This is a genomic window from Pantoea stewartii, from assembly GCF_011044475.1.
GTDB classification, from domain to species: Bacteria; Pseudomonadota; Gammaproteobacteria; order Enterobacterales; family Enterobacteriaceae; genus Pantoea; species Pantoea stewartii.
In genome coordinates, this window is record NZ_CP049115.1 from 1,539,325 (window position 1) to 1,565,507 (window position 26,183).

General features: G+C 51.8%; 24 protein-coding genes, 6 tRNA genes, 1 other RNA gene and 1 pseudogene. 16 read left to right on the forward strand and 16 right to left on the reverse strand.

Going from position 1 to position 26,183, the window contains the following annotated elements:
- Positions 1 to 22 precede the first annotated feature (22 nt).
- Entirely contained in the window at positions 23 to 712 is a 690-nt protein-coding gene (locus G5574_RS07240; protein ID WP_164482380.1) for an O-methyltransferase, read from the reverse strand.
- 87 nt (positions 713 to 799) lie between these two features.
- Positions 800 to 2,044, reverse strand: a pseudogene (locus tag G5574_RS07245) (Nramp family divalent metal transporter); the annotation flags it as partial.
- 357 nt (positions 2,045 to 2,401) lie between these two features.
- Between G5574_RS07245 and G5574_RS07250 the strand changes: the two are divergent.
- Together G5574_RS07250 and G5574_RS07255 are read left to right on the forward strand one after the other, a co-directional pair.
- A complete protein-coding gene (locus G5574_RS07250; RefSeq protein WP_006120376.1) occupies positions 2,402 to 3,592 on the forward strand; it encodes a NupC/NupG family nucleoside CNT transporter in 1,191 nt (396 codons plus the stop codon).
- A 175-nt stretch (positions 3,593 to 3,767) separates the two neighbouring features.
- On the forward strand, positions 3,768 to 4,529 hold the full coding sequence (locus tag G5574_RS07255) for a nucleotidyltransferase domain-containing protein (RefSeq protein ID WP_164482381.1): 762 nt from the start codon (positions 3,768 to 3,770) through the stop codon (positions 4,527 to 4,529).
- A 222-nt stretch (positions 4,530 to 4,751) separates the two neighbouring features.
- On the opposite strand, the gene G5574_RS23670 is transcribed toward G5574_RS07255, so the two are convergent.
- The 6 genes from G5574_RS23670 to G5574_RS07285 form a co-directional block, all read right to left on the reverse strand.
- Positions 4,752 to 4,871 (reverse strand): DUF1493 family protein, encoded by a 120-nt coding sequence (locus G5574_RS23670; RefSeq protein ID WP_080577421.1) that lies wholly within the window; start codon positions 4,869 to 4,871, stop codon positions 4,752 to 4,754.
- A gap of 628 nt (positions 4,872 to 5,499) precedes the next feature.
- Positions 5,500 to 6,261, reverse strand: a complete 762-nt coding sequence (locus G5574_RS07265; protein ID WP_164482382.1) for a hypothetical protein — start codon at positions 6,259 to 6,261, stop codon at positions 5,500 to 5,502.
- Between the two features lie 30 nt (positions 6,262 to 6,291).
- Positions 6,292 to 6,618, reverse strand: coding sequence for a DUF1493 family protein (locus G5574_RS07270; protein WP_058707736.1), 327 nt, complete (start codon positions 6,616 to 6,618; stop codon positions 6,292 to 6,294).
- Complete coding sequence (locus G5574_RS07275; protein ID WP_164482383.1) at positions 6,612 to 7,064, reverse strand: STM2901 family protein; 453 nt, start codon at positions 7,062 to 7,064, stop codon at positions 6,612 to 6,614. The genes G5574_RS07270 and G5574_RS07275 overlap by 7 nt, the downstream gene beginning before the upstream one ends.
- Positions 7,065 to 7,561: 497 nt before the next feature.
- Positions 7,562 to 7,637 (reverse strand) — tRNA-Ala (locus G5574_RS07280).
- A 45-nt stretch (positions 7,638 to 7,682) separates the two neighbouring features.
- Positions 7,683 to 7,758, reverse strand: a tRNA-Ala gene (locus tag G5574_RS07285).
- A 361-nt stretch (positions 7,759 to 8,119) separates the two neighbouring features.
- On the opposite strand from G5574_RS07285, the gene G5574_RS07290 reads away from it, so the two are divergent.
- Positions 8,120 to 8,908, forward strand: a complete 789-nt coding sequence (locus G5574_RS07290) for a formate/nitrite transporter family protein (protein WP_164482384.1) — start codon at positions 8,120 to 8,122, stop codon at positions 8,906 to 8,908.
- A gap of 111 nt (positions 8,909 to 9,019) precedes the next feature.
- A complete protein-coding gene (locus G5574_RS07295; RefSeq protein ID WP_033740792.1) occupies positions 9,020 to 9,373 on the forward strand; it encodes a YfeC-like transcriptional regulator in 354 nt (117 codons plus the stop codon).
- Positions 9,374 to 9,501: 128 nt separating this feature from the next.
- Here G5574_RS07295 and gltX read toward each other — a convergent pair whose 3' ends face one another.
- Positions 9,502 to 10,920 (reverse strand): glutamate--tRNA ligase, encoded by a 1,419-nt coding sequence (gene gltX, locus G5574_RS07300; protein ID WP_058707734.1) that lies wholly within the window; start codon positions 10,918 to 10,920, stop codon positions 9,502 to 9,504.
- A 269-nt stretch (positions 10,921 to 11,189) separates the two neighbouring features.
- Here gltX and G5574_RS07305 point away from each other — a divergent pair.
- The 6 genes from G5574_RS07305 to G5574_RS07330 all read left to right on the forward strand — a co-directional run bounded on the left by G5574_RS07305 (position 11,190) and on the right by G5574_RS07330 (position 12,400).
- Positions 11,190 to 11,265 (forward strand) — tRNA-Val (locus G5574_RS07305).
- Between the two features lie 47 nt (positions 11,266 to 11,312).
- Positions 11,313 to 11,388 (forward strand) — tRNA-Val (locus G5574_RS07310).
- Between the two features lie 41 nt (positions 11,389 to 11,429).
- Positions 11,430 to 11,505 (forward strand) — tRNA-Val (locus G5574_RS07315).
- A gap of 4 nt (positions 11,506 to 11,509) precedes the next feature.
- Positions 11,510 to 11,585 (forward strand) — tRNA-Lys (locus tag G5574_RS07320).
- Between the two features lie 43 nt (positions 11,586 to 11,628).
- Positions 11,629 to 11,761, forward strand: a non-coding RNA gene (locus G5574_RS07325) — RtT sRNA.
- Positions 11,762 to 12,046: 285 nt separating this feature from the next.
- Positions 12,047 to 12,400 carry a FlxA-like family protein gene (locus tag G5574_RS07330; RefSeq protein ID WP_006117791.1) on the forward strand — a complete coding sequence of 118 codons (354 nt, stop codon included), beginning with the start codon at positions 12,047 to 12,049 and terminating at the stop codon, positions 12,398 to 12,400.
- Here the strand turns inward: G5574_RS07330 and G5574_RS07335 are convergent.
- Positions 12,397 to 13,317 (reverse strand): LysR family transcriptional regulator, encoded by a 921-nt coding sequence (locus G5574_RS07335; RefSeq protein ID WP_033740794.1) that lies wholly within the window; start codon positions 13,315 to 13,317, stop codon positions 12,397 to 12,399. The two genes, G5574_RS07330 and G5574_RS07335, sit on opposite strands and share 4 nt — an antisense overlap.
- 95 nt (positions 13,318 to 13,412) lie before the next feature.
- On the opposite strand from G5574_RS07335, the gene G5574_RS07340 reads away from it, so the two are divergent.
- Positions 13,413 to 14,420 carry a bile acid:sodium symporter family protein gene (locus tag G5574_RS07340; RefSeq protein ID WP_006117793.1) on the forward strand — a complete coding sequence of 336 codons (1,008 nt, stop codon included), beginning with the start codon at positions 13,413 to 13,415 and terminating at the stop codon, positions 14,418 to 14,420.
- A 43-nt stretch (positions 14,421 to 14,463) separates the two neighbouring features.
- On the opposite strand, the gene G5574_RS07345 is transcribed toward G5574_RS07340, so the two are convergent.
- The 3 genes from G5574_RS07345 to zipA all read right to left on the reverse strand — a co-directional run bounded on the left by G5574_RS07345 (position 14,464) and on the right by zipA (position 17,768).
- A complete protein-coding gene (locus tag G5574_RS07345; protein ID WP_006117794.1) occupies positions 14,464 to 14,682 on the reverse strand; it encodes a DUF3820 family protein in 219 nt (72 codons plus the stop codon).
- 1 nt (position 14,683) lies between these two features.
- Positions 14,684 to 16,702, reverse strand: coding sequence for an NAD-dependent DNA ligase LigA (ligA, locus tag G5574_RS07350; protein ID WP_058707732.1), 2,019 nt, complete (start codon positions 16,700 to 16,702; stop codon positions 14,684 to 14,686).
- Positions 16,703 to 16,769: 67 nt separating this feature from the next.
- Positions 16,770 to 17,768, reverse strand: coding sequence for a cell division protein ZipA (gene zipA / locus G5574_RS07355; RefSeq protein WP_164482385.1), 999 nt, complete (start codon positions 17,766 to 17,768; stop codon positions 16,770 to 16,772).
- A gap of 218 nt (positions 17,769 to 17,986) precedes the next feature.
- Between zipA and cysZ the strand changes: the two genes are divergently transcribed.
- The 5 genes from cysZ (at position 17,987) to crr (ending at position 22,942) form a co-directional block, all read left to right on the forward strand.
- Entirely contained in the window at positions 17,987 to 18,754 is a 768-nt protein-coding gene (gene cysZ / locus G5574_RS07360; RefSeq protein WP_164482386.1) for a sulfate transporter CysZ, read from the forward strand.
- A gap of 141 nt (positions 18,755 to 18,895) precedes the next feature.
- A complete protein-coding gene (cysK, locus tag G5574_RS07365) occupies positions 18,896 to 19,864 on the forward strand; it encodes a cysteine synthase A (protein WP_033740801.1) in 969 nt (322 codons plus the stop codon).
- A gap of 390 nt (positions 19,865 to 20,254) precedes the next feature.
- A complete protein-coding gene (gene ptsH, locus G5574_RS07370; protein WP_003848868.1) occupies positions 20,255 to 20,512 on the forward strand; it encodes a phosphocarrier protein Hpr in 258 nt (85 codons plus the stop codon).
- Between the two features lie 159 nt (positions 20,513 to 20,671).
- Positions 20,672 to 22,399 carry a phosphoenolpyruvate-protein phosphotransferase PtsI gene (ptsI, locus tag G5574_RS07375; protein WP_006117799.1) on the forward strand — a complete coding sequence of 576 codons (1,728 nt, stop codon included), beginning with the start codon at positions 20,672 to 20,674 and terminating at the stop codon, positions 22,397 to 22,399.
- Positions 22,400 to 22,441: 42 nt separating this feature from the next.
- Positions 22,442 to 22,942: a PTS glucose transporter subunit IIA gene (crr, locus tag G5574_RS07380; RefSeq protein WP_006117800.1), complete on the forward strand. Its 501-nt coding sequence runs from the start codon at positions 22,442 to 22,444 to the stop codon at positions 22,940 to 22,942.
- A gap of 58 nt (positions 22,943 to 23,000) precedes the next feature.
- Here the strand turns inward: crr and G5574_RS07385 are convergent, their stop codons facing one another.
- The 3 genes from G5574_RS07385 to cysM form a co-directional block, all read right to left on the reverse strand.
- Positions 23,001 to 24,350, reverse strand: a complete 1,350-nt coding sequence (locus G5574_RS07385) for an ATP-binding protein (protein ID WP_164482387.1) — start codon at positions 24,348 to 24,350, stop codon at positions 23,001 to 23,003.
- Positions 24,347 to 25,027 (reverse strand): response regulator transcription factor, encoded by a 681-nt coding sequence (locus tag G5574_RS07390; RefSeq protein WP_006117802.1) that lies wholly within the window; start codon positions 25,025 to 25,027, stop codon positions 24,347 to 24,349. The genes G5574_RS07385 and G5574_RS07390 overlap by 4 nt, the downstream gene beginning before the upstream one ends.
- A gap of 165 nt (positions 25,028 to 25,192) precedes the next feature.
- The gene (gene cysM / locus G5574_RS07395) at positions 25,193 to 26,074 is read right to left on the reverse strand and encodes a cysteine synthase CysM (protein ID WP_164482388.1); all 882 of its coding nucleotides are present in this window, start codon (positions 26,072 to 26,074) and stop codon (positions 25,193 to 25,195) included.
- Between the last annotated feature and the right edge of the window lie 109 nt (positions 26,075 to 26,183).

Below are 26,183 nucleotides of genomic sequence, written 5' to 3' on the forward strand. Positions count from 1 at the left end.
CGTGCCGGCAGACAACCTGCGGTTACTCCTCGCGGCTTTTCACCCGGGCGAGCGCAAAGCCATCCCAGCCTTTTTCGCCCACGGTCTGAATCGCAGTCGCCTCCAGTCGGGGATCGCTGGCCAGCAGCCGCAGACACTCACGTACGCCCTGCACGTTGCCGTCGGTAGAACCGGCATCAATCACGGCACCGCCGCGAACAATGTTATCGACGATAATGAGACTGCCGGGCCGGGAGAGCTGAATGGCCCAGCGAAGATAGCCGGGATTATTTTTTTTGTCCGCATCAATAAAAATGAGATCAAAGGGAGCCTGCAGATGCGGCAGGACATCCAGCGCCGCCCCCGCATGCAGCCTAACCCGTTCGGACAGGCCAGCCTGATGAATATTTTCGCGGGCAACATCCGCATGGCGGGGATCGGCTTCTATCGTGGTGATGGTTCCCCCCTCGCCCAGCGCCTGCGCCATCCAGATCGTGCTGTAGCCGCCGAGTGTGCCGATTTCGAGCACACGTGAGGCATTCTGAATGCTGATTAACAGCGCCAGCATTTTACCTTGCATCGCCGAAACATCATGAGCTGGCAGCCCGGCCAGACTGTTTGCCTGGAGGGCCGCGCTGAGGTGGTTATCGGGCGGCGCTAACAACTGTGAAAAATAATCGTCAACGGCGGCCCATTTCACATGGTCGTCTGAAGGGTAATCTGGCGTGCGCATGATGTCACTCCTGACTCGGGAAGAGAGTGACATTATAAACTGTGGCATTCAGCGCTTAAAGCCGTGCCCGATCGCTGCCGGCTAAGGCTACATGCCCATGGCCTGTCCGACGAGCAGGTAAATATTCAGGCTGACCACCAGCACCACAATGATTCGACCGGTGTTCTGCATCAGACGACTGTTTACCAGGGCTTCGCCCATCAGCTCACGGTTCCCCGTAAAGACCAGCAAAGGGATCAGCGCCAGTGCAATACCAAAGCTCAGCAGGACCTGGCTCATCACCAGCACACGCGTGGGATCCCAGCCCGCCCAGATCACGATAAATGACGGCACCATGGTGACGGCACGACGGACCCAGAGAGGGATATGGAAATTGATAAAGCCCTGCATTACCACCTGGCCCGCCAGCGTACCCACCACGGTGGAGGATAACCCCGCCGCGACCAGGCTCAGGCCGAATACCGTCGCGGCAGCATGACCGAGCAAGGGCTGCAAGGTGGTGTAAGCCTGATCGAGTTCCGCAATACCGCTGTGGCCGCTAAAGTGAAAAGCCGCAGCGGCCGTGGCCATCATCGCCAGATTAACAAAACCGGCGATGGTCATCGCGATCGCCACATCCAGCTTAGTGGAAGAGTAACGTTGCGCCTGGCTGTCGCGGCTTTTTCCCTGCGTTAAGGCAGAATGCAGGTAGATGACGTGCGGCATAATGGTTGCACCCAGCACACCGGCCGCCAGGAAAACCGCATCGGCATTCGGCAGTGAAGGCAGCGCCATGCCTGTCACCAGTTCGCTGACTTTTGGCTGGGAGAAAAACAGTTCAACAATATAAGCGGCCGCAACAAACAGGAGTAATCCGCCGATCACCAGCTCCAGCGGCTTTTGCCCGCGGTTTTGCAGCATCAAAATCAGAACGGTGGCCACACCGGTAAGGACCGCGCCCTGCATCAGTGAGACGCCCAGCAGCAGTTTGAATCCCAGAGCCGCGCCAATAAACTCCGCCAGATCGGTCGCCATCGCGATGATCTCTGCCTGCACCCAGTAAAACCACACGGCCGGACGCGGGAACCGATCGCGAATGTGTTCCGCCAGATTCTTGCCCGTGGCAATACCGAGCTTTGCTGACATCAGCTGGATAAGCATGGCCATAATGTTGGCCCACACCACCACCCACAGCAACTGGTAGCCATACGCGGCACCGGCCTGAATATTGGTCGCGAAGTTGCCCGGATCGATATAGCCGATCGCGGCGATAAAGGCAGGCCCCAGTAAAGCGAGTTTGATTTTTCTGGCGCCACGCGCTGCGCGTTCTGCGGCACGGCTTTCTAGCATATCGGGTACCCTGTCTGAGTTAACCTGTGTAGCTTAAGGCGACACAGGTACGAGTGAAATTCGGTTTCGCTAATCGCTATGATAGATAATGCTATAAAGTATAGCCATTGCTATAAATCAGGGCTAAGAAAGCCCTTCTTATACAACGTATTTTAGTCACTCTACGTGTTGTGCAAATTATAGACAATAGATTTAAGTGAAATCCATGTGAATATTTTGGTTACAGGACGTGATCGCTGAGAGTTTTCTGAGAAATTTGGCGATAGTGAATACTTATATTGTGGATGAGATCTCGTTTTTCGGTAAGCCGTTACATAGAATACGCAGCAAAATACAATCCTCCTCAAATTTGGAGCAAACATGTCCCATATTTTGCAGTTTCTTTTAGCACTAGTGGTAGTCAGTGTGCTGGCCTTGCTGGTCAGCCACGACAGAAAAAGTATTCGGGTTCGCTACATTATTCAGCTTCTGGTTATCGAAATCATTCTGGCCTGGTTCTTCCTGAACTCAGAAGCCGGTCTGGGATTCGTCAAAGGCTTCGCCGGTTTCTTCGACCATCTTCTGAAATATGCGGCTCAGGGCACTAACTTTGTCTTTGGCAACATGAACGATAAAGGTCTGGCCTTCTTCTTCCTGAACGTCCTGTGTCCGATTGTGTTCATTTCGGCGCTGATCGGGATTCTTCAGCACTTCCGTATCCTGCCGTGGGTGATTCGCGGCATCGGTACCGTGCTGTCTAAGATCAACGGCATGGGTAAACTGGAATCGTTTAACGCCGTAAGCTCTCTGATTTTGGGACAGTCTGAGAACTTTATCGCGTATAAAGACATTCTGGGCAAAATGTCACAGCGTCGTATGTACACGATGGCGGCGACCGCGATGTCCACCGTGTCCATGTCGATTGTGGGTGCCTACATGACCATGCTGCAGCCTAAGTATGTGGTTGCTGCGCTGGTGCTGAACATGTTCAGTACCTTTATTGTACTGTCGCTGATCAACCCTTACCGCGTCGATAACGAAGAAGACCTGCAGTTGCAGGATCTGCACCAGGGTCAGAGCTTCTTTGAAATGCTGGGCGAATATATCCTGGCTGGTTTCCGTGTAGCCATCATCGTCGCAGCAATGCTGATTGGTTTTATCGCCCTCATTTCTGGCCTGAATGCGCTGTTTGACTTCATTTTCGGTATCACGTTCCAGGGCGTGCTGGGTTACGTCTTCTATCCTTTTGCCTGGGTGATGGGCGTGCCATCAGGCGAAGCGCTGCAGGTTGGCAGCATCATGGCAACGAAACTGGTTTCCAATGAGTTTGTGGCGATGATGGATCTGCAGAAAATCGCCAGCCAGCTGTCGCCAAATGCCGAAGGTATTCTGTCGGTTTTCCTGGTGTCTTTTGCTAACTTCTCGTCTATCGGCATCGTCGCGGGCGCGATTAAAGGCCTGAATGAAGAGCAAGGCAACGTCGTTTCGCGCTTCGGCCTGAAACTGCTGTATGGCTCAACGCTGGTCAGCGTGCTGTCCGCAGCCATTGCAGGCCTGGTGCTGGCATTCTGATTCCGGGGTTACGCAACAGACAAGGCGAGCCAACTGGCTCGCCTTGTTGCTTTTAACCAGAGACGGTTTAACGCTTACGCTTTACCCTTCCTGAGTCACCCTGCTACTTTGCATTGACAGCAGCTTGCAGTCTGCCCCTTGCCACACAGTCCTCTCTCTTCTTAAAGGAGCGTTTATGGCGTTGGATGCCGAGGGTTACATCGCCGTTCCACCTGTGACCGCCTTTCAACCGGCGTTTCAGGCAATCGTTGACGATACTATTCATCAACTCCGTCTGACCGTCGGCGATGATCTTCACAGCCTGTGGCTCTATGGCAGCGTTGCGTTTGGCACAGCCGTCGAAGGGCAGTCTGATCTGGATGTCTGTCTTGTCTTTCGTCATCCGCTCGCGCCCGCTACGCGCGACAGCCTGGCGGCCGTAAAAGAGAGGCTTACGGCAAGGCATCCTGTCGTCAGTAACATTGACGTTGATAAAGGCACGCTAAGTGAGGTGATGGATCCGAACAACCTTAATACATGGGGATACTGGCTAAAGCATCACTGCCGCTGCCTTTACGGTGAAGATTTATCGGTGCGTTTTAACCGGTTCAGACCCTCGAAAGCGCTGGCGAGGGCACTAAATGGCGATTTCACAGAGGTTTTAGACGAGTATGTCGCGAAACTGTCCTGCGCCTTGCCCGGCCGCCAGCAGTGGCAACGCGCCGCCGCCAGAAAAGTCATTCGCTCAACGAATATGCTGCGCCAGGATAGCGACGCGGACTGGCCTGCAACGCTTGCCGAGCATGTATCGCGCTTTGTTCTGCGTTATCCCGACCAGGAAGCTGCCATCGCCTTCTTTCTCGCCGAAAGTTATCAGCCCGGCGCATCAGCCAGGGAATTTATCTCGCAGCTTGACGCGTTCAGGGGATGGCTGGTTCAGCAGTTGGAACAATCGTAACGAGAACGTACGAGGGAAATATGAAAAGCGCCCGATAAAACGAGAAGGCGACGCAGGCTCAACTCACCCGTCCGTATGAGCCAGGCGGTGTTTTAAAATGAATAGTTAATTTACAGGTGAAACTGACAGGTTAACCCCTACTAACAGGATCGTTTTATCGATTATTAGCAACGCCCTCCCTGACTGGCACCCTTTGAATTCTTATTTCGTTAAAAGGATAAATCATCTCCCCATTAGCCAACGCCCTGCCTTTACTGATTCAGCAAACATTTTTACCGTCAGAGAATTTTTGTCTTGCTTAACTGGTTCAGTCGTAAACCATTTTCTGAAAAACCATGACATTTTCCAGGGATAGTCATTATCAATATTCAGTGTTGAACACCGATTTGAAACTGGTCAGAATACTGATCTAGCGCTTCAACTAAATCATCAAATTCTGCGTATTCCTGTAACCTGTCATTGATTTGAAGTGGAACGATGATGCCTGTTCGGGAGATGTGACTACAGACCAAAGCGGATTATTTTCACAAACCGCCACTAACATTCTGTGGAAAGGTATGAATAAAGTCACTCACTTGGTATTTTAGGGCTGCTTTGACCCTGACCCAAAATCCTGTTCCATTCATAAACACAATTCCGGCATGATTAATACTCCCCCGAGCGGACATAGAGCAGCGGGGAGAAAATGTAGTTGCCCGAAACGGGGATGAGGTAATTGTGATTATTTTTTATGTGGTATGTCATTGAGGGGATATGAGGTACACCCGCCCACAGTAGGATGAAGATTAAATAATTGTAAGCCACTAATATTTTAGAATAAACCAACCATAATAAGGTATAATCTCTTACACATTACCCTGTGAGGGAGATTGATTTTCAATCAAATTTAAATAGCCTTCAATAGGATTAAAACACATATCATTAACTCATAAAAAATATCAATATTTTTTCAAAGCGCTGCTAATTACTATTATCCTCTTATCATACTATTGAATAAATCAATTAACGTTTTACTTTGGGTAATCTCTACTTTGAGGATTTTTTGGTGACTTCCCTTTTTGAGTTGGGATAAAAACTTAGTTGCTCTTATCTCGTGAAAGCCTTTCCCTATGAAAAAATTATAATAGATAATAAACCCCTCAACTATAAAATACCAAGTTATTCCTTTATGAGTTTCACTCATTTTCTGTACAAAGTTTGATAATATATCTTTGATAATTTCATCTGAGATATGAAATGTACTATCAACAATTCTAAAAACTGAAACCTTGATAAAATGGTCTAACCTTAAGCCGCTAAGCTTGTTAATCCTTAGCTTCTTCTCCGCAATGCAATGTCTAAATAAATCATCTAAGCTCTCTGTGCCCTGCACAGTATCATAATAAGCGTCCTTTGCAATTGAAGCCCTCCAAAGGATACTGAGTAGATAGAGGTAAAATCTTTCATACTGAAAAGATCCTATGATGATGTGGTCTGCATTTTTCCTGAAATTTTTGTGATCTCTTAATACTCTAATTCCGTACTGCTCGTAATTAATAGACAAAAATTGCTCACAATTCCTGCATAGCATAGGCTCTTTAGGATCAAAATTGCCTACTAAGGATTTTATCCCATCTTCAAAAAGAACAATTTTACCATTTTCTTTTTTAAGCCGCTTAAAATAGCTTCTGGGGATAACGTGCGATTGCTGTAAATCACTTTCCGCTAAACATAATTTGCACATCCTTCTCATTATTTGTTCCTGTCAAATATTATAAAGCAACTATTCATAGATCCAACGACCTGCCTTTGCAGATTCAGCGAACATGCTTACTGTCAGAGGCTTCTTATTTTGTTTTACTGGCTCTTTTTTAAACCATTCATGGAAGAACCAAGGGGTTTTCCAGGGGTAATAATTGTCAATATTCAACTTTGAAACATCGATATTGAATTGGTCAGAATACTTATTAATAGCTTCAACCAGATCATCAAATTCTGCGTATTCCTGTAACGTATCATTGATTTCAAGTGGAACGATTTTGAAGCTGAACGTTCTGACCTGCGGTAAATTTTGGCGAAAAAAATCCAAGACTTGCTCGTCAGTTACCATAACTTATCATTACCTCGTGCTATGCGGTTGTAGTTAGTCGTGGCATTGAAAGCAATTTTTGATATGTCTGAAGCGACAATAACCCAGCCCAATATCGGCACAGTCCGTCCGACAAAAGCGCCAAGATTGGTAACGAATGAAAACCTCAATCTTTTTATGCTGGAATTAGTGAGTGTGGGAAGTCTGAAAGGAAGTTCAACATTGAGATAGCGTCTTGCTGTCTCTGAGATTAGGGAAGTGCCTTTAGTCGTCATTGTACCGCCAATTTTGCCACGTGTTGGACGATTTGGTTGTCCAACGATGATGAAAGTAGCAGCAGCAATATCTGATACCCCAAGTTGCTCATCTACAGCATCAAGAAATACCCAGAAAAACAACTCGCCTGCTGAAAGGTTAGATACACCTTTATAGAAGTACGTCCCGTTTAACTCTTCTGTTGTATCCATGCTAGCAGTCTCACAGATAAGATTGTTTTATCATATGAGTCAGTTTTGAAGGTGTCTATATAAAAAAACCATAGGAGCCAATAAGCCCCGTTGGTAATACTACCAACAAGCGGAGCGTAGCGACTTCATCAATAATTGTCCAGAATGACCACACCTTATCAGGATAACCGTGTACCCTTGCGGGAGCGTGGCTGAGACGCTGGCAGAGCCGGATCTGTAGCTACCGGAGCATTACCACCATAAACCTGTTTAGTGGCCGTGTATGGCCGCCCATCCGGCTTAAATGCGTGTGATCAGACTGTTTTGTAAGAAGTGTTTTGAGACGGAGGCGCGTCATTAGCTTTCGAGTTTTGAACTGCTACCTGTTCGAGCTAGTAACTACAGGCCACAGGGATGTTATTCTCACAAATCGCCACTAACAACACTGTGGCAGTATATGAGTAAAGTCACTCACTCGAAATCTTTTAACTTATTGATTTTGAATAGAAAAAGATGATTGGTGGAGATAAGCGGGATCGAACCGCTGACCTCTTGCATGCCATGCAAGCGCTCTCCCAGCTGAGCTATACCCCCACATCTGGAAATCGTTTTTTCAGTGCCAAACTTTTGGGAGAAGTTTGGTGGAGCTAAGCGGGATCGAACCGCTGACCTCTTGCATGCCATGCAAGCGCTCTCCCAGCTGAGCTATAGCCCCGAACCGAAAAAACCGTCGTGTTACGCGACGGACGGCATAATATGAAACCCCCCAGGGAGTGTCAACGGCAAAATCACATTCTGTGTTTGATCGCTGAAAAAGACGGCAAACTTAACGCGATGACGTCCGTTTGCGCAGAAAAAGAGCTTGTTAATATGATGTAAGGTGTCTGGTCGGGGTTAAACCTTTTTGATCGGCGTTAAGTTAATGCATCGTTAAATATGTTATAGGAATTATCTTGTCTTCCCTGTAATGTCGTGTAAAACTTAGCCCGCTATTTAATACGGCTGCATGGTTTTCTCCAGCGCACCGTTCTTCAACCAGGCGTTTTCGCTCCACCACTAAAATCAATAGAGAATATATGTCGCTGCATACACCTAAAGAGATCGCCCAACTGGCGATTCAGGCAGGGGTGGCCAAAAGCCATGCCTCCATTAGCTCCCTTATCATTCTTGGTTTCATGGCCGGTGCCTTTATTGCTACAGGGTTCCTGCTGGATGTTCACGTCATTAACTCTTTACCCGCAGACTGGGGGTCATTTGGTGGCTTTTTAGGGGCTGCCGTGTTCCCGGTGGGATTGATCCTGACCATTCTGGCCGGGGGCGAGTTGCTAACGGGTAACATGATGACGCTGCCCATTGCCTGGTTTGCCCGCCGTGTTAGCGGTTACAGCGTATTACGTAACTGGTTCTGGGTAACGATTGCGAACTTCCTCGGCAGCATCGCGATTGCCTGGTTCTTTGGTCACATGCTGGCCATGACCGAAGGTGATTACCTGAAAAAAACGCTGGCGATTGCGAATGCGAAGGTGCATGCCGATTTCCTGCATGCCTTTATCTCCGGCATTGGCTGTAACTGGCTGGTGTGCCTGGCCGTCTGGCTGGCATTCGCCAGTAAAGATGTCGTCGGTAAAATTTTTGGCATGTGGTTCCCGGTGATGGCGTTCGTGGCGATTGGTTTCCAGCACGTTGTCGCCAACATGTTCATTATTCCTGCGGCGATTTTCGCCGGTCAGATGACCTGGGCTGAATACTTCCCGAATTTTGTGGCGGTATTTTTAGGTAATGCTGTAGGCGGTGCCGTCTTCGTGGGTCTGGCTTACTTCCTGGCGTTCCGCCCCGCTGCCGAACAGGTACACACTGCGCAATAATTCCTTATTGCCTTTTGTTGAGAGACAAAAGGCAATTTCGTTTTCCGTTACTTTCACCCGTTACGATTTCCTGTAATATGTATAGCTAATGTATTGAACAGGGACAGCATCGTGAAAAAGGAATGGCTTACTCCGGAAGAACTGGCAATCGAAACGGGCTACAGTCGGCAGACGGTGAACAAATGGATCAAACGCGAGAACTGGACGACGACGCCAAAACCCGGCGTTCAGGGCGGAAAAGCGAGACTGATCCACATTGATGAGCGCGTAAAAAGCTTTATTCAGTCGACACGTAATCTCAATGAACCTACAGGCAATTATACTCCTCCACCTAATTCATTACCTGCGTTATTAATAAGTTCTGTCCAGCAAATGAGCCAGAATGAACAGGATCAACTTATGGCCCTGATTTTGCGGGAAGGGATAAAAGGTGTGCTTGAGCGTCTGGGCATTCGTGAAGAATAAGAAAACCGGAAGCGCGAGGCTTCCGGTTTTTTTGCGCCGCTGACAATCACGTCCCGCGGCTCAGACTTTAGTCGGGTGTTGTCAGTAAGTGTCCTGATAACATCACCGCCAGCCGTCAAAGAGAAAGATTATTCGCTCTGCGCTTCGCGCTCAGCAATAAAGGCCAGCGCTTTCTCAATACGCTCAACGCTACGGCTGCGGCCAATCGCTTCGACCGTCACATCCAGTCCCGGTGACTGCCCTGCTCCGGTAACGGCTACACGCAATGGCATACCGACTTTACCCATACCGACGCCTAACTCATCGGCAGCCTGCTGGATAGCGGCATGCACCGTTTCGGCATTCCAGTCAGTCAATGCAGCCAGTTTATCGCGAACCAGTTCCAGTGGCTGGCGGGCGACCGGACGTAAATGCTTTTTCGCGGCATCCGCATCGAACTCTGTGAAGTCCTGGTAGAAATAGTGGCAGGATGCCGCCATCTCTTTCAGCGTTTTGCAACGTTCACCCAACAGCGTAACGAGTTTCGCCAGCTCCGGGCCGGTACGTGTATCAATATTTTGCTGTTCGATGTGCCATTGCAGATGCGTGGCAACGTACTCAGGTGGCAGCGCATTAATATAATGATGATTTAACCACTGCAGTTTTTCCGTATTAAAGGCGCTGGCAGATTTGCTCACCGCGTCCAGGCTAAACAGCTCTGTCATTTCTTTAACGGAGAACACTTCCTGATCGCCATGGGACCAGCCCAGACGCACCAGATAGTTGAGCAGCGCTTCCGGCAGGTAACCATCATCACGATACTGCATAACACCGACTGCACCATGGCGCTTAGACAGTTTTTTACCGTCATCGCCCAGGATCATGGAAACATGCGCGTAAACCGGTACCTGAGCCCCGATGGCTTTCAGAATGTTGATCTGACGTGGTGTGTTATTGATATGGTCTTCACCGCGCACAACATGCGTAATGCCCATATCCCAGTCATCAACCACGACACAGAAGTTGTAGGTTGGCGAGCCGTCGGTACGGCGAATAATCAGGTCGTCCAGTTCCTGATTACTGAATTCAATCGGGCCACGAATCTGGTCATCAAAAATGACCGAGCCTTCCTGCGGGTTACGGAAGCGCACCACATGAGGCTCGTCTGCGGCATGGTGCTCGTGGCTGTCGCGGCAACGCCCGTCGTAACGCGGTTTTTCACCGTTCGCCATTTGGGTTTCACGCAGCGTTTCGAGACGCTCTTTAGAGCAGTAGCATTTATAAGCCGTGCCTGCTTCCAGCATTTCATCAATGACGGCGTTGTAGCGATCAAAGCGTTTGGTCTGATAATACGGGCCTTCATCCCAGTCCAGACTCAGCCAGTTCATACCGTCCATAATGGCTTCAATGGCTTCCGGTGTTGAACGCTCCAGATCGGTATCTTCGATGCGCAGCACAAACTCGCCCTGATGATGACGAGCAAAGAGCCATGAATAGAGTGCGGTACGAGCACCGCCTACATGTAAAAAGCCAGTAGGGCTTGGCGCGAAGCGAGTTTTGATTTTCATTCAGTATTGCCTTAAATGCGCGGGTTCTTGTCTGGATGACAAAAAACAGGTTAGACGCGAAAACAGTGCGCACATTCTAGCACCTGATGATGAATCCTCAATGCATGCAACGTAGCAGAGCGGCAGCAAAGCCCGCATTTCTGCTAAGAAAACCAGCATATTGGATAAAATCCCTGCGAGATGTTTAAAATTAAACCGAACGCACAATTAAGTTTTAAAAAGCGTTGACTCAAAATCAACTATCCCTATAATGCGACTCCACACAGCGGGGGTGATTAGCTCAGTTGGTAGAGCATCTCCCTTACAAGGAGGGGGTCGGCGGTTCGAACCCGTCATCACCCACCACTCTTAAGAAGGTTTAAGATGGCCCGCAGTGACAAGAGATAAGATATGGGTGATTAGCTCAGTTGGTAGAGCATCTCCCTTACAAGGAGGGGGTCGGCGGTTCGAACCCGTCATCACCCACCATATCTTAGTCAGATGACACTCTTGTGAAGCAGTACCGAAGTGGGTGATTAGCTCAGTTGGTAGAGCATCTCCCTTACAAGGAGGGGGTCGGCGGTTCGAACCCGTCATCACCCACCACTTCGGGTCGTTAGCTCAGTTGGTAGAGCAGTTGACTTTTAATCAATTGGTCGCAGGTTCGAATCCTGCACGACCCACCAAATTCAGAAAAAAGCGCCTTCAGGCGCTTTTTTCGTTTCTGCGCTCCGATGTCTGATGTGCAGGATGAGAACCTGCTGCAGGTTCGACTGAATCACACAGCGATTCAGGCTGATGCGCCAGCATCACCCGAAGGGCGAGGCCCGCCGGGCTGAAGACTATCCTGCACGACCCACCAAATTCAGGAAAAAGCGCCTTCTGGCGCTTTTTTCGTTTCTGCGCTCCGATGCCTGACGTGCGGAATGAGAATCTGCCGCAGGTTCAGTTACCCGCCCTGCTTTTTCCCACTGCCGAAATAATGAAACCAACAGCCGTATCCGCCACCGTTACCCGTCTACTCAACTGAATGGTAAGGACTAACGTTAATCTGTAAAAATCTTTTCGTAAATTTAACATTTTGAGGCATTAAGCTTTTGCCGCGCGCATCCGATAACCTAAAACGTCTAATTGCAAGGAGATCATCATGACAACTATTTCAACCAGCACACCGAGCATCGGCAGTGGCTCAACGTCAGATACGACAAGCGCCTCATCAGACACGGCAGCACAAATTGCCAGTCTGAATAAGCAGATTTCGCGCCTGAACGACCAGTTAAAAAGTCTGGGCGATGATAAGACACTGACCACCGAAGAAAAGAAGAAGCAGCAGGATACAATCAAAGCGCAGATTCAGGTTTTAGAAGCGCAAATCCAGCAGCTGCAACGCAAAGAGCAACAAAAGGCCGAAGCGAAACAGGCGGAAAAAGAAGGTAAAACCGTGTCAGCCGACGGCGTCAATCGCCCTACCCAAAATAATCAGCTCGACGTCTATATTTAAAACGCAGGACTGGAAGCACGTTGTTGCGTCAGCAGAGCTCCCTGCTGACGCACCTCCTGCCATATGGCCTCGCCCGCAGGCGTTAACGAGCGATTCTTGCGCTTAATTAATGTCAGGCTGCGATTGATTTCAGGATAGAGACGTCTTACCGTCAACGCGCGCCCCGCAGGAAGCGGTAACGCCAGCGCGGGTAAAATGCTGATCCCGATGCCTGCATCCACCATAGGAAACAGTGTGGCCGGATGACCGATTTCCTGAACCACATTGATACTGATATTCTGCTGACGTAACGCCGCGTCAATTAATATCCGGCTGCCCGACGCATAATCCTGAAGCACCATTGTACGTCCCTCCAACATCGGCCACCTTGCCTGCCCGACCTCGGCAAGCGGATCATCCTCCCGGCACAGCAGTAAAAAGGGTTCATCCAGTATGGCGCAGCAATCGAATTCACTGTCATTCAGCGGGCCAATCACAATGCCAAAATCGACTTCGGCGTGACGTACGCTCTGAAGCACGGCCTGCTGCACCCGATCGTGCAGGATGATCTTTATTTCCGGGTAGCTCTGCTGACTGGCGGCAAGGCATTGCGGCATCAGGTGGGCTGAGATCGTCTGACTCGCTGCGATGCGTACCGTACCACTGCGTTGTTCGCCATAGCTACGAATATCCAGCAGCGTGGTGTTTATCTCTTCCAGCAACCTTTCCATACGCGAAGCCAGCTGCTGCCCGGCTTCGGTCAGCACCACCTCGCGCGTCGTGCGATCCAGCAAGCGGACGCCCGTTTCCGCTTCCAGCTCTTTAATGCTGTGGCTGACCGCAGACTGACTCAGCCCAATCGCCTGCCCTGCCTGGCTAAAGCCACCGTAATGCGCAACGGCCACAAAGGTGCGTAACTGACGTAGGGAGTAATTCATTAATTTCTCGCATAGATTCATTTAATAAATCAATTTTATTTCTAAACCCTCATCGCGCACAATCACTCCAGACTTAATTTAACCGGATTTTAACGATGGGATTTCTCCGTATTGACCCGATGATGATCAAGCTGATCATCACTGTACTTCTGGCCTCTTTCATTCCGGCGAGAGGCGGCTTCGTGGACTTTTTCACGTACCTGACCACCGCCGCCATCGCCCTGCTGTTCTTCATGCACGGTGCCAAACTGTCACGCGAAAAAATCATCGCAGGCAGCAGCCACTGGCGGCTTCACCTTTGGATCATGTGCAGTACGTTTGTTATGTTCCCGGCGCTGGGGCTGCTGATTGTCTGGTGGCATCCGGTTAACGTCGGCGCAGAAATTTATACCGGCTTCCTTTACCTCTGCATTTTGCCTGCCACCGTCCAGTCGGCCATCGCGTTCACCTCAATGGCTGGCGGCAATGTGGCTGCGGCGGTGTGCAGCGCATCGGCATCCAGCCTGTTAGGTGTTTTCGTCTCCCCGCTGCTGGTTAATCTGGTGATGGACGTCAACAGTAACGGACCAGGCGATGGCCTTGAGCAGGTGGGTAAAATCATGCTGCAACTGTTGGTGCCGTTTGTTTTAGGTCATCTGTCACGCCGCTGGATTAGCGGTTGGGTGGAAAGGAACCGTAGCCTGATTGGCATCACCGATCAGACGTCCATTCTGTTGGTGGTTTATTCCGCGTTCAGCGAAGCGGTGGTGAACGGCATCTGGAAACGCGTCGGGATTGATACGCTGCTGTGGATTCTGGCGGGCTGCATCCTGCTCCTGACGCTGGTGCTGATTATTAACTATCTAGCTGCGCGCCTGTTTGGCTTCAGTCGTCCCGATGAAATCGTGGTGTTGTTCTGTGGCTCGAAAAAGAGCCTGGCGAACGGCGTGCCGATGGCCAATATCCTGTTCCCCGCCAGCGCGGTGGGTATCATCGTCCTGCCACTGATGATTTTTCACCAGGTTCAGTTGATGGTGTGCTCGTTTATTGCCGGACGCTACAAGCGAACCAATGCGTTGCAGGCGGAGAAAAGCAAAGCGGCTGTCGTGGAATCGCAGAAATAACGGAAACACGTTCAGACACGCGGCCTCATGCGAGGCCGCGAACTCAGTCACCGCGCTTTAAAGGTTTAACTAACCCTTCCAGCCCTTCAATTTTTATCGCCAGGGTAAGCTGCATCAGCTCCCCCAAACGACCAGCCGGAAACTCGCCGCTGCGGGCGAACCAGAGCAGATAGGGCTCTGGCAAATCAATCAGCATCCGGCCTTTATATTTGCCAAACGGCATGGCCGTATTCGCAATCTCGACCAGCGCCTGCTTATCCATCTCAGGCACCGAGTCGCCGGATCATTTCGGCTTCATCAATGATCTCGATGCCCAGCTCCTGCGCTTTTGCCAGCTTCGAACCCGCAGCTTCTCCTGCGATCAGCAAATCGGTTTTCTTCGATACGCTGCCGCTGACTTTGGCACCGAGTTCGATGAGTCGCGCTTTGGCATCGTCCCGGTTCATCTGCGAGAGTGAGCCCGTTAACACTACGGTCTTGCCTGCAAACGGGCTGTCGATCTCGCCGGGGTTCACCGCCACCACCTGGGGCCAGTGGATACCAATATCTTCAACCAGCTGCCGGATCACCTCGCGGTTGCTCTCTTCTTCCATGAAGTGACGTACGTGCTTCGCGACGACCGTGCCCACATCCTGAACCGCAATCAGCGCGTCCAGATCGGCATCCATGACCTTTTGCAGATCGCCAAAATGACTGGCCAGGTTTGCCGCCGTGGCTTCGCCGACTTCGCGAATACCCAGCGCATAGAGGAAACGCGCCAGCGTAGTGGATTTGGCTTTTTCCAGCGCGTCGACCACATTCTGCGCCGACTTCGCGCCCATACGATCTAACCCGGTCAGGGTTTCACGGCTGAGCCGGAACAGATCGGCCGGGGTTTTGACGTACTCTTTCTCGACCAGTTGATCGATAATCTTGTCACCCATGCCGTCAACGTCCATGGCGCGCCGCGACACAAAATGCTTCAGCGCTTCTTTGCGCTGTGCACCACAGATTAAGCCACCGGTACACCGCGTGACCGCCTCGCCCTCAACGCGTTCAACATCGGAACCGCACACCGGGCACTGAGAAGGAAACACGATCTCACGGGCATTGTCAGGCCGTTCGCTGGTTACAACGTTGACCACCTGAGGAATCACATCGCCGGCACGACGAATCACGACTTTGTCGCCAATGCGCAGGCCAAGGCGTTCAATTTCATCGGCATTATGCAATGTGGCATTGCTGACCATCACGCCTGCCACCTGAACGGGTTCCAGTCGGGCAACAGGTGTAATAGCGCCCGTCCGCCCCACCTGGAACTCGACGTCACGCACAATCGTCATCTGCTCCTGCGCAGGAAACTTGAACGCCACGGCCCAGCGCGGCGCGCGCGCGACAAAGCCCAGCTTTTCCTGCAATTCCTGCGAATCGACTTTAATCACCACGCCGTCGATATCAAAACCCAGCGTGGCGCGCTCTGATTCAACCTCGTGATAAAACGCCAGCGCTTCATCGGCGTTCCGCACCAGACGAATACGGTCGCTGACCGGCAGGCCCCAGGCTTTGAACTGTTGCAGTCGCGCCATGTGGCTGCGGGGCATCTCGCCCCCTTCCAGCAGGCCCAGTCCATAGCAGAAGAACGTTAGCGGTCGTTTCGCGGTGATACGGGGATCCAGCTGGCGCAACGAGCCCGCTGCCGCATTGCGTGGATTAGCAAAGACTTTGCCCTCTGTACGGCGCGCCTCGGCATTGAGTTTTTCAAAGCCGCTTTGCGTCATAAACACTTCTCCACGCACTTCTACTCTGGCGGGAATATTGTCCCCTTTGAGGCGCAGCGGAATGGCACGAATCGTCCGCACATTCGTCGTGATATTTTCGCCTGTTGTGCCATCGCCGCGCGTCGCCGCGCGCGTTAATAAGCCATCTTCATACAACAGGCTGACCGCCAGGCCATCCAGTTTGAGTTCACAGCAATAGGTGAGATCGTCGGTGCTTTTCAGACGATCCTGGACGCGCTTATTGAAGGCCCTGAAACTGGCTTCATCGAACGCGTTATCCAGTGACAGCATCGGCACTTCATGGCGTACCTGCTCAAATACCATCAACGGGGCGGCCCCTACGCGCTGCGTGGGGGAATCAGGCGTGATCAGATCAGGATGCTGTGCTTCCAGATCCCGCAGTTCCCGCATGAGGCGATCGTATTCCGCATCCGGCACTTCCGGCGCGTCCATAACGTGATACAGATATTCGTGATGGCGCAACGTGGTGCGCAGTTCAGTGATGTGTTCCTGGACGGATTTCATATAACCCCATCAGATAAAAAACCCCCGACAGGCGGGGGTTCATCATAATAATTTGAAAAAGTGTGGATTACTCGCGGGATTCGACCACATCGCGGATACGCGCTTTGTAGGTTTCCAGCTTTTGCGGCGTCATCATCCGGCGTTCGTCATCCAGTACCACACCGCCCACATCGTCCGCGATACGCTGCGCGGACTGTAGCATCAGCTTAAAGTTCTGATTCGCATCGCCATACGACGGCACCATCATGAAAATGGAGACGCCAGGCGTGGTGAAGTCGGTCATTTCGTCAGGATTGAAGGAACCGGGTTTCACCATGTTAGCCAGACTAAACAGCACAGGACCGCTGCCTGCCGGACTGAGATGACGATGGAAAATGTTCATTTCACCAAACTGAAAACCGGCCTGCAAAATGCCCTGTAGCAAGGCTTCACCATTCAGATGACCGCCTGAGTGCGCCGCGACATGCAGCACAAGCACCGCTTCTTTGGGCTTACTGCTGGTCTGCGGACGAGGTTCAGGTTGTTTCGGCTGCGGCGGCGGACTGACCACCTCAGGTTCAGGCTCATAGTCAGGCTCAGGTTCGGCCTGATAAACAGGATTAGGCTGAACGCTGTCCAGCGGATCGCTATCCAGCAACGGATCGGCCTGAACCGGCGGTGCGGTGAAGGCTGGTGGCTGGCGAGTCGGTGCAGGCCGTTGTGGCGCACGTTCCGGTTGCGGTGCCGGGTCAAAAAGAGGATCGCTTTCAGGCTGCGGCGCAGAAGGCTGACGCGGGCGCTCCTTAACAGGCTCACGCCGCACTTCAGGCTGTGGCTCGCGGATGTCGTCAAAATGAGGCTCCTGGTGCCCGCGCGTATTACGCACACGCACTTCACCGACGCCGTCATCAACGTCGTCGGTCAGCGTCTCATCATCATGTTCATCACGTTGTTTCAAACGTTTGTGCGGGCGATCGCGGAAGACTGAAGAGCGTTCTTTACGGCTGGTCCACAGTCCGTGAATAAGAAGCGCTATAATGGCGATCGCGCCAACAACGATTAATATCAGACGCAAATCCTGCATCATTGTATTCTCTGTTGTTCCAATACCTTGCCACCGCGGCAAACTTTATTCTCTAACTGTATTTGCCCTGCCAGATAAGTGCAAGTCTGTGCAGTATTTTCTCACAAATAAGATTGCTTACCGCCACTTTTTCGTTGTTTTTTTACCCAAACGGCACCTGGTCAGCAGAAAAAGCCAGGTTATAGTAGGCGCGCCTTAACATCTTCAGGAGAACTGGCTCGATGGCTGTGAATAATTCCGTTTCCTCTTTTAATGGCATGCACTATTTTAGCCAGGGCTGGAAGCTAATCAGGTTACCGGGCATACGGCGCTTCGTCATCATCCCCTTGCTGGTCAACATCCTGCTGCTAGGCGGCGCCTTTGTCTGGTTATTTTTCCGTCTTGATGAGTGGATCCCCAAACTGATGTCGCATGTGCCGGACTGGCTGCAATGGCTCAGCTATGTGCTGTGGCCGCTGTCGGTGATTTCGGTGGTGCTGGTGTTTAGCTATTTCTTTTCAACGATAGCCAACCTGATTGCCGCGCCGTTTTGCGGCCTGCTGGCGGAACAACTTGAGGGGCGGCTGACGGGTAAACCACTGCCTGACAGCGGCTGGCTGGGCATGGTTAAAGACGTGCCGCGCATCATGAAACGCGAATTACAAAAGCTGGGCTACTACCTGCCCCGCGCACTGGGCCTGTTATTACTTTATCTGGTCCCGGGTTTTGGGCAGACGGTGGCGCCCGTGCTGTGGTTTATGTTCAGCGCCTGGATGTTGTCTGTTCAGTATTGCGACTATCCTTTCGATAACCATAAAGTCAGTTTTCAGCAGATGCGTCATGCCTTACGCCAGCACAAGACAGCCAATATGCAGTTTGGCGCGCTGGTGAGCCTCTTTACAATGATTCCCGTGGTGAACCTGGCCATTATGCCGGTCGCCGTGTGTGGGGCCACCGCGATGTGGGTTGATCGCTACCGGGCGAACCTAGCTCGTGAAAGCCTGCGCTGAACATATCAACTATCCTTATGCAATTTTCGGCAGGTCTTATCGCCATGAGACATATAGATATATGATTTCTTTCCTTCCGCCACGGGGCAGAACAGGTATGCTCAGAGGGTTCCCAATAATTCATACAGTTAAGGACAGGCTATGAGTAAGATCTATGAAGACAACTCTTTGACAATTGGTCATACGCCGCTGGTTCGACTGAACCGCATCGGTAACGGCCGCATCCTTGCGAAGGTTGAGTCCCGTAACCCGAGCTTCAGTGTGAAATGCCGTATCGGTGCCAACATGATTTGGGACGCAGAAAAACGCGGTATTCTTAAGCAAGGTATTGAACTGGTTGAACCGACCAGCGGTAACACCGGTATTGCATTAGCCTACGTGGCCGCCGCGCGCGGTTACAAACTGACGCTGACCATGCCGGACACTATGTCTGTTGAGCGCCGTAAGTTGCTTAAAGCCCTGGGCGCGAATCTGGTCCTGACCGAAGGCGCAAAAGGCATGAAAGGCGCGATCGCCAAAGCCGAAGAGATCGTGGCCAGCGATCCCGACAAATATTTACTGCTGCAGCAGTTCAGTAACCCGGCCAACCCGGAAATTCACGAGAAAACCACCGGTCCCGAAATCTGGGAAGACACGGATGGTGAAGTGGATGTGTTCATTGCCGGTGTGGGGACCGGCGGCACGCTGACAGGCGTAAGCCGTTACATCAAAAACACCCAGGGTAAGAAATCCTTGATCACCGTGGCCGTAGAACCCACTGACTCACCGGTGATTGCGCAGGCGATGGCGGGCGAAGAGCTCAAACCCGGCCCGCATAAGATTCAGGGGATTGGCGCGGGCTTTATTCCGGGTAACCTGGATTTGGCGCTGATCGATTTAGCTGTCGGCATCACTAATGATGAAGCGATCGCCACGGCCCGTCGCCTGATGGAAGAAGAAGGCATTCTGGCCGGTATCTCTTCGGGTGCCGCCGTTGCCGCCGCGCTGAAGTTGCAGGAAGATGAAGCCTACGCCAACAAAAACATCGTTGTCATTCTTCCTTCTTCCGGTGAGCGCTATCTCAGCACCGCGCTGTTTGCCGATCTTTTCACGGAAAAAGAGCTACAATAGCCCGAAGTTCGCCCTGGACAAACGCTTAAAAAGCACCCTGACGGGTGCTTTTTTGTGGCGCAGATCTCACTTTTACCATGCAGCCAATTGATTTCAGTCGTGTGGCTCTGGTATTTAGACTGCCAATTATTTCGATGCCTGAAATTAATCCTCCTTTGAAGTGGATCAAGCTGAATCAAGTTTCAGATTTAGTGAAAGGGCGAATCACGGCATAATTACCCGGTGACGTGCTCAACTCGTGTTTTGACACGCAGCGGGAATGAAACACTCATTCAAGCGCATTTGTTCGATTGTAAGTTGTATACCCGCGCACCTACACAGGCTAAAGTTACGGCTCCAGGCTAGACTTTAGATCCATAACACTCATCCTGAAAACGTTGGGGAAATAGAATGTTCCAGCAAGAAGTTACCATTACCGCACCAAACGGACTACATACTCGCCCTGCTGCGCAATTTGTCAAAGAAGCTAAAGCCTTCCAGTCAGAAATCACCGTGACCTCCAACGGCAAATCGGCCAGCGCCAAAAGCCTGTTTAAGCTGCAGACTCTGGGTCTGACTCAGGGCACCGTTGTCACACTTTCTGCGGAAGGTGAAGATGAGCAAAAAGCCGTAGAGCATCTGGTTAAGCTGATGGCGGAACTGGAGTAATCTCCTTTCTGCTCCGCTTAAAACGACTCTTCTGCGCCATTGTGTGCAACATCTTGATCGCGGACAACCTGTCCGCGTTATTGCTTTCGTAGAGTACGTGTCACACGACTATGGCAACGCAACGAGTCCAGTCAGCCATCGTGATAAAAAGGTAGGGTTATGATTTCAGGCATTTTAGCATCACCAGGTATCGCTTTCGGCAAAGCTCTGCTGCTGAAAGAAGACGAGATCGTCATCAACCGTAAAAAAATTTCAGATGACCAGGTTGAGCAGGAGGTTCAGCGCTTTCTGCAAGGACGTAGCAAAGCGGCTGAGCAACTTGAAGCCATTCGTATCAAAGCCAGCGAATCCCTGGGTGAAGAAAAAGCAGCCATCTTCGAAGGCCACATTATGTTGCTGGAAGACGAAGAGCTGGAGCAGGAAATCATCGACCTGATCAAAAAAGATCACGCCACTGCTGATGCTGCTGTGAACTCCGTCATCGACGCCCAGGCAAAAGCCCTGGAGGAGCTGGACGACGAATACCTGAAAGAGCGTGCGGCAGACGTGCGTGACATCGGTAAGCGTCTGCTGCAAAACATTTTAGGTCTGCACATTGTCGACCTGAGCGCAATCCAGGAAGAATCTATTCTGGTGGCGAAAGATTTAACGCCATCCGAAACCGCACAGCTGAATCTGAAAAAGGTGCTGGGCTTTATTACCGATTTGGGTGGCCGTACCTCGCACACCTCAATCATGGCACGCTCGTTAGAAATCCCGGCGATTGTCGGCACCGGTAACGTGACCGCCACCATTAAAAACGGCGATTTCATCATCCTGGACGGGGTGAACAATGCGATTCACGTTAATCCGTCTGAGGCGGTTCAGGAAGAGCTGAAAGCGGTTCAGAATCAGTATCTGTCTGAAAAACACGAGCTGGCGAAGCTGAAAGATCTGCCGGCTGTTACGCTGGATGGCCATCAGGTTGAAGTCTGCGCCAACATCGGTACGGTACGCGATATCGCCGGTGCCGAGCGCAACGGCGCAGAAGGTGTTGGCCTGTACCGCACTGAGTTCCTGTTTATGGATCGCGACTCACTGCCGACCGAAGAAGAGCAGTTCCAGGCGTATAAAGCGGTCGCAGAAGCCATGGGATCGCAGGCCGTGATCGTCCGTACCATGGATATTGGCGGTGATAAAGACCTGCCTTACATGAACCTGCCTAAAGAAGAAAACCCGTTCCTGGGCTGGCGCGCCATCCGTATTGCGATGGATCGTAAGGAAATTCTGCATGCACAGCTGCGTGCTATCTTACGTGCCTCTTCTTTCGGTAAGCTGCGCATCATGTTCCCGATGATCATTTCGGTTGAAGAAGTGCGTACGCTGAAAGCGGAACTGGAGCTGCTGAAAGCGCAGTTACGCGAAGAAGGTAAAGCGTTTGACGAGTCAATCGAAGTGGGCATTATGGTGGAAACGCCTGCCTCTGCCGTGATTGCACGTCACCTGGCGAAAGAAGTCGACTTCTTTAGCATTGGGACAAACGATTTGACGCAGTATACTCTTGCAGTAGATCGTGGTAATGATTTGATTTCGCACCTGTATAACCCGATGACGCCTTCGGTACTGAACCTCATCAAGCAAGTCATTGATGCGTCTCATGCTGAAGGTAAATGGACTGGCATGTGTGGTGAGCTGGCAGGTGACGAACGTGCTACACTACTGTTACTGGGAATGGGGCTGGACGAATTCAGCATGAGTGCCATTTCTATCCCTGGCATCAAGAAAATTATTCGTAATACACATTTCGAAGATGCGAAGGCGTTGGCAGAGCAGGCACTGGCTCAACCTACGGCGGAAGACTTGATGAACCTGGTGAACAAGTTCATTAAAGAAAAAACGCTCTGCTGATCCACGAGATGCTGGCCCCAAATTACTGCTTAGGAGAAGATCATGGGTTTGTTTTCTAAACTTTTTGGCGAAAAAACAGATAGCGCTGGGACAATTGATATCGTGGCGCCTCTGTCTGGCGAAATCGTGAATATTGAAGACGTACCAGATGTGGTGTTTGCAGAAAAAATCGTGGGTGACGGTATTGCGATCAAACCAAGCGGCAACAAAATGGTTGCGCCGGTTGATGGGACTATCGGCAAGATTTTCGAAACCAACCATGCCTTTTCAATCGAATCCGATAATGGCATTGAGCTGTTCGTGCATTTCGGCATCGATACCGTCGAACTGAAAGGCGAAGGCTTCAAACGCATCGCCGAAGAAGGTCAGAAGGTTAAAAAAGGCGACGTGGTGATCGAATTCGATCTGCCGCTGCTGGAAGAGAAAGCAAAATCCACACTGACCCCTGTTGTCATTTCCAATATGGATGAAATCAAGGATTTGACAAAACTGTCTGGTCAGGTCGTCGTGGGTGAAACCCCGGTGATTCGCATCAAAAAGTAATACACAAACGGCACCTCAGGGTGCCGTTCTCTTATGCTTCTATGCTTCACGTCTCTGCTTAATGCGGCTGCCAGCGGGGCAAACGCAGTGTCAGCTCCAGTCCGCCTTCAGGCCGGTTAACCGCCCTGACCTCGCCATGATGCGCCAGTACCACTTTGCGCACAATTGCCAGCCCCAGCCCGTAGCCTTTACCCAATAACGGCGAATTGACCCGGACAAAGGGATCAAAGATGCTGGACAGCTTATTCTCATCGACGCCTGGCCCCTGATCCCGCACCTGAATCGCCAGCCACTGTTGCTCAACCTGCAGGCTGACCTCAATGCGCTGACCCGGCAGCGAAAAGCGTAAAGCATTACGCAGCACGTTCTCAATGCCTCGCCGGCATAACTCAGCATTCCCGCGTACGGTATGATCGGCCTGCTCATCAACGTTAAACACGACCTCGACGCCGGGGATCTGCGCTTCATAACGGAGATCGGTAACCACCGCCTCTAATAAGCCGGCCAAATCAAAATAGTGTTCGCCCGGCACACTTTCATGCTCGGCACGCGCCAGGGTTAACAGTTCACCAATCATCTTATCCAGCCGCTGTGCCTCTTCATCGATGCGATCCAGCGAGTCATTCACGTTTTCTGGCCGCTGTCGCGTCAGGCCCGTTGCCAGCTGCAGACGGGCAAGCGGCGAGCGCAGTTCATGAGAGATGTCATGAAGCAGGGCTTCACGGGCACGCACCAACGTGTCCAGGCGTTCAACCATGGCATCGAACGCCTGCGCCACGCTGGAGAGCTCGTCATGACGCTTACGCAGCGCAGGATAGAGCCTGATGCTTAAGTCGCCATTGGCTACTCGCGAAAAACCTTCACGCAGTTGTCGCATAGGGCGCGTCAGGTTCCATGCCAGCAGCAGGCTAAACAGCAACCCCACAGACCCGGCGAAAATGAACATGGGCTCAGGAATATTCAGGAAATTATGTGGCCTCCCCTCCCGGCTCATTGTGCGTATGCCTTTCAGATCGTACAGCAGCTCATAGCTCTTGCCGTCCGGGCTCTGTGCCTGGCGCATAAGATGGTCGGGAAAAAAGGATTTTTCGGGCGTTTCGGGCGCAAGCGGCGGTGCCTCTGCGTTGCGGAGATTATCCAGTGCGCGTACATGCAAAAACGCCCGATCTTCCGGGGCCCACTCCGCCATCATCGCATCCAGCGCTGACGGGCCGCCCCGCTCCAGCACCGACACGGCTGACGCCATCAGCGCGTCAGCCAGCCGCTGGGTGACCAAATATTCAGGGGGATGATGCCGCGTACCGGAAAGTGAGAAACCCAGCCAGATCAGCTGACTGATAATCAGGAAAACCAGCCAGAACCCCAGCAGGATCTTCCAGAACATGCGCCCACGGTAAGTTTGATTCATCGAATGCGATAACCAATGCTGCGAACGGTTTCGATGGTGATGCTGTCGGCGGTGAGCGCGCTGAGCTTCTGACGGATATTACTGATATGCACATCCACGCTGCGATCGTACGCTTCACGCGGTCGTCCCAGGCCTTTCTCAGACAGCTCGTCTTTCGTCACCACCCGGTCCGGTGAACGCAGCAGCAAATCCAGCAGATTAAATTCAGAGGCGGTCAGATCAAAGGCTTTCCCCTGCCATTCCGTCACGCGGTTGGCCGCATTGAGTGTTAACTCTCCCCATTGCAGCGTCTCTTTTTTATCCTGCAGAGGCGCATGCTCCTCAATCCGACGCAGAACGGCACGCAAGCGCGCCACCAACTCACGGGGATAACACGGCTTGGGCATATAGTCATCGGCCCCCATTTCCAGGCCGATAACCCGATCAATATTGTCGCCCTTGGCCGTCAGCATAATCACCGGCAGACGGCTTTGCTGGCGCACCTGGCGCAGGACATCGGTGCCGCTCATATCCGGCAGCATAATATCCAGAATCATGGCGCTGTATTCACCGGACAGCGCCCCCTGCACACCGGCAGTGCCGGTTAACACCAGTTGCGTATCAAAGCCTTCCGTGATCAGATACTGGCTCAGCATCGTGCCTAATTCTACGTCGTCATCTACCAGCAGGATTTTCATTGTTATCTCTCTTAAGTCACTGGCGCTATTTTGAACCGGGCCAGCGAAACGCGCAGCCAGTTTTACGCGATCCTTACAGATGCCAGTAAGCTTAGCCAAATAAACAAGACTCAGGCAGCCGACAGCGCAGCATAAGCCTTCAGAGGGCGTAATGGCTGCGTGACGTTACTGATAAACGCCGGTAGAGAGATAGCGATCGCCACGGTCACAAACAATGGCCACCACGACGCTTCCAGGATGGGCGCTGGCAATACGCAGTGCGCCCGCGACCGATCCGCCTGAGCTGACGCCGCAGAAAATACCTTCACGCCGGGCCAGCGCCCGCATGGTCTCTTCGGCTTCCTGCTGCCCCATATCAATTACCTCATCCACCAACTCGGGCCGGTAAATGCCGGGCAAATACGCCTGAGGCCAGCGGCGAATCCCAGGAATGCTACTGCCTTCTTTAGGCTGCAGGCCAATCACTTTCACGCCCGTCTTATGTTCTTTTAAAAACCGCCCTACGCCGGTAATCGTGCCGGTGGTGCCCATACTGGAGACAAAGTGCGTCATGCGCTGATTCGACTGGGCCCACAGCTCCGGTCCCGTGGTCTGGTAGTGGCCCAGTGGATTGTCCGGGTTATTAAACTGGTCCAGCACCGTTCCCTCACCGCGCGCCGCCATCGCCTGGGCTAAATCACGCGCGTCCTCCATGCCCTGCTCCCGACCTATCAGGACTAACTCGGCCCCATAGGCACGCATCGCATCCTGCCGCTCCTGGCTCATATTATCCGGCATCAGTAAGCGCAACCGGTAGCCTTTCATCGCCGCGATCATCGCCAGCGCGATACCGGTGTTGCCACTGGTGGCCTCAATCAGCTGATCGCCCGGTGTTATCTCGCCTCGCCGTTCCGCCTGATGAATCATTGACCAGGCTGCGCGATCTTTGACGGAACCTGCGGGGTTGTTGCCCTCCAGTTTCAGCCAGATCTCACTGCCATTGTCAGGCGTCAGGCGCTGTAACCTGATAAGCGGTGTATTACCGATTGTGTGTTCCAGAGTGGTCACGGTGCATATCCTGGCGAAACGATACCGTTACGAATCAGGCCAGAGCCTGAGGTATGACGGTATAAACATTAAAAAAGGGCGGGACATTGTCCCGCCCTGCGTGAAAAAG

Excerpts from the sequence above, each read along its gene's own strand:
- G5574_RS07240 (WP_164482380.1), bottom strand. The coding sequence starts at position 712 with ATGCGCACGCCAGATTACCCTTCAGACGACCATGTGAAATGGGCCGCC.
- G5574_RS07250 (WP_006120376.1), top strand. The coding sequence starts at position 2,402 with ATGTCCCATATTTTGCAGTTTCTTTTAGCACTAGTGGTAGTCAGTGTG.
- G5574_RS07255 (WP_164482381.1), top strand. The coding sequence starts at position 3,768 with ATGGCGTTGGATGCCGAGGGTTACATCGCCGTTCCACCTGTGACCGCC.
- G5574_RS23670 (WP_080577421.1), bottom strand. The coding sequence starts at position 4,871 with ATGTCATGGTTTTTCAGAAAATGGTTTACGACTGAACCAGTTAAGCAA.
- G5574_RS07265 (WP_164482382.1), bottom strand. The coding sequence starts at position 6,261 with ATGAGAAGGATGTGCAAATTATGTTTAGCGGAAAGTGATTTACAGCAA.
- G5574_RS07270 (WP_058707736.1), bottom strand. The coding sequence starts at position 6,618 with ATGGTAACTGACGAGCAAGTCTTGGATTTTTTTCGCCAAAATTTACCG.
- G5574_RS07275 (WP_164482383.1), bottom strand. The coding sequence starts at position 7,064 with ATGGATACAACAGAAGAGTTAAACGGGACGTACTTCTATAAAGGTGTA.
- G5574_RS07290 (WP_164482384.1), top strand. The coding sequence starts at position 8,120 with ATGTCGCTGCATACACCTAAAGAGATCGCCCAACTGGCGATTCAGGCA.
- gltX (WP_058707734.1), bottom strand. The coding sequence starts at position 10,920 with ATGAAAATCAAAACTCGCTTCGCGCCAAGCCCTACTGGCTTTTTACAT.
- G5574_RS07330 (WP_006117791.1), top strand. The coding sequence starts at position 12,047 with ATGACAACTATTTCAACCAGCACACCGAGCATCGGCAGTGGCTCAACG.
- G5574_RS07335 (WP_033740794.1), bottom strand. The coding sequence starts at position 13,317 with ATGAATTACTCCCTACGTCAGTTACGCACCTTTGTGGCCGTTGCGCAT.
- G5574_RS07340 (WP_006117793.1), top strand. The coding sequence starts at position 13,413 with ATGGGATTTCTCCGTATTGACCCGATGATGATCAAGCTGATCATCACT.
- G5574_RS07345 (WP_006117794.1), bottom strand. The coding sequence starts at position 14,682 with ATGGATAAGCAGGCGCTGGTCGAGATTGCGAATACGGCCATGCCGTTT.
- ligA (WP_058707732.1), bottom strand. The coding sequence starts at position 16,702 with ATGAAATCCGTCCAGGAACACATCACTGAACTGCGCACCACGTTGCGC.
- zipA (WP_164482385.1), bottom strand. The coding sequence starts at position 17,768 with ATGATGCAGGATTTGCGTCTGATATTAATCGTTGTTGGCGCGATCGCC.
- cysZ (WP_164482386.1), top strand. The coding sequence starts at position 17,987 with ATGGCTGTGAATAATTCCGTTTCCTCTTTTAATGGCATGCACTATTTT.
- cysK (WP_033740801.1), top strand. The coding sequence starts at position 18,896 with ATGAGTAAGATCTATGAAGACAACTCTTTGACAATTGGTCATACGCCG.
- ptsH (WP_003848868.1), top strand. The coding sequence starts at position 20,255 with ATGTTCCAGCAAGAAGTTACCATTACCGCACCAAACGGACTACATACT.
- ptsI (WP_006117799.1), top strand. The coding sequence starts at position 20,672 with ATGATTTCAGGCATTTTAGCATCACCAGGTATCGCTTTCGGCAAAGCT.
- crr (WP_006117800.1), top strand. The coding sequence starts at position 22,442 with ATGGGTTTGTTTTCTAAACTTTTTGGCGAAAAAACAGATAGCGCTGGG.
- G5574_RS07385 (WP_164482387.1), bottom strand. The coding sequence starts at position 24,350 with ATGAATCAAACTTACCGTGGGCGCATGTTCTGGAAGATCCTGCTGGGG.
- G5574_RS07390 (WP_006117802.1), bottom strand. The coding sequence starts at position 25,027 with ATGAAAATCCTGCTGGTAGATGACGACGTAGAATTAGGCACGATGCTG.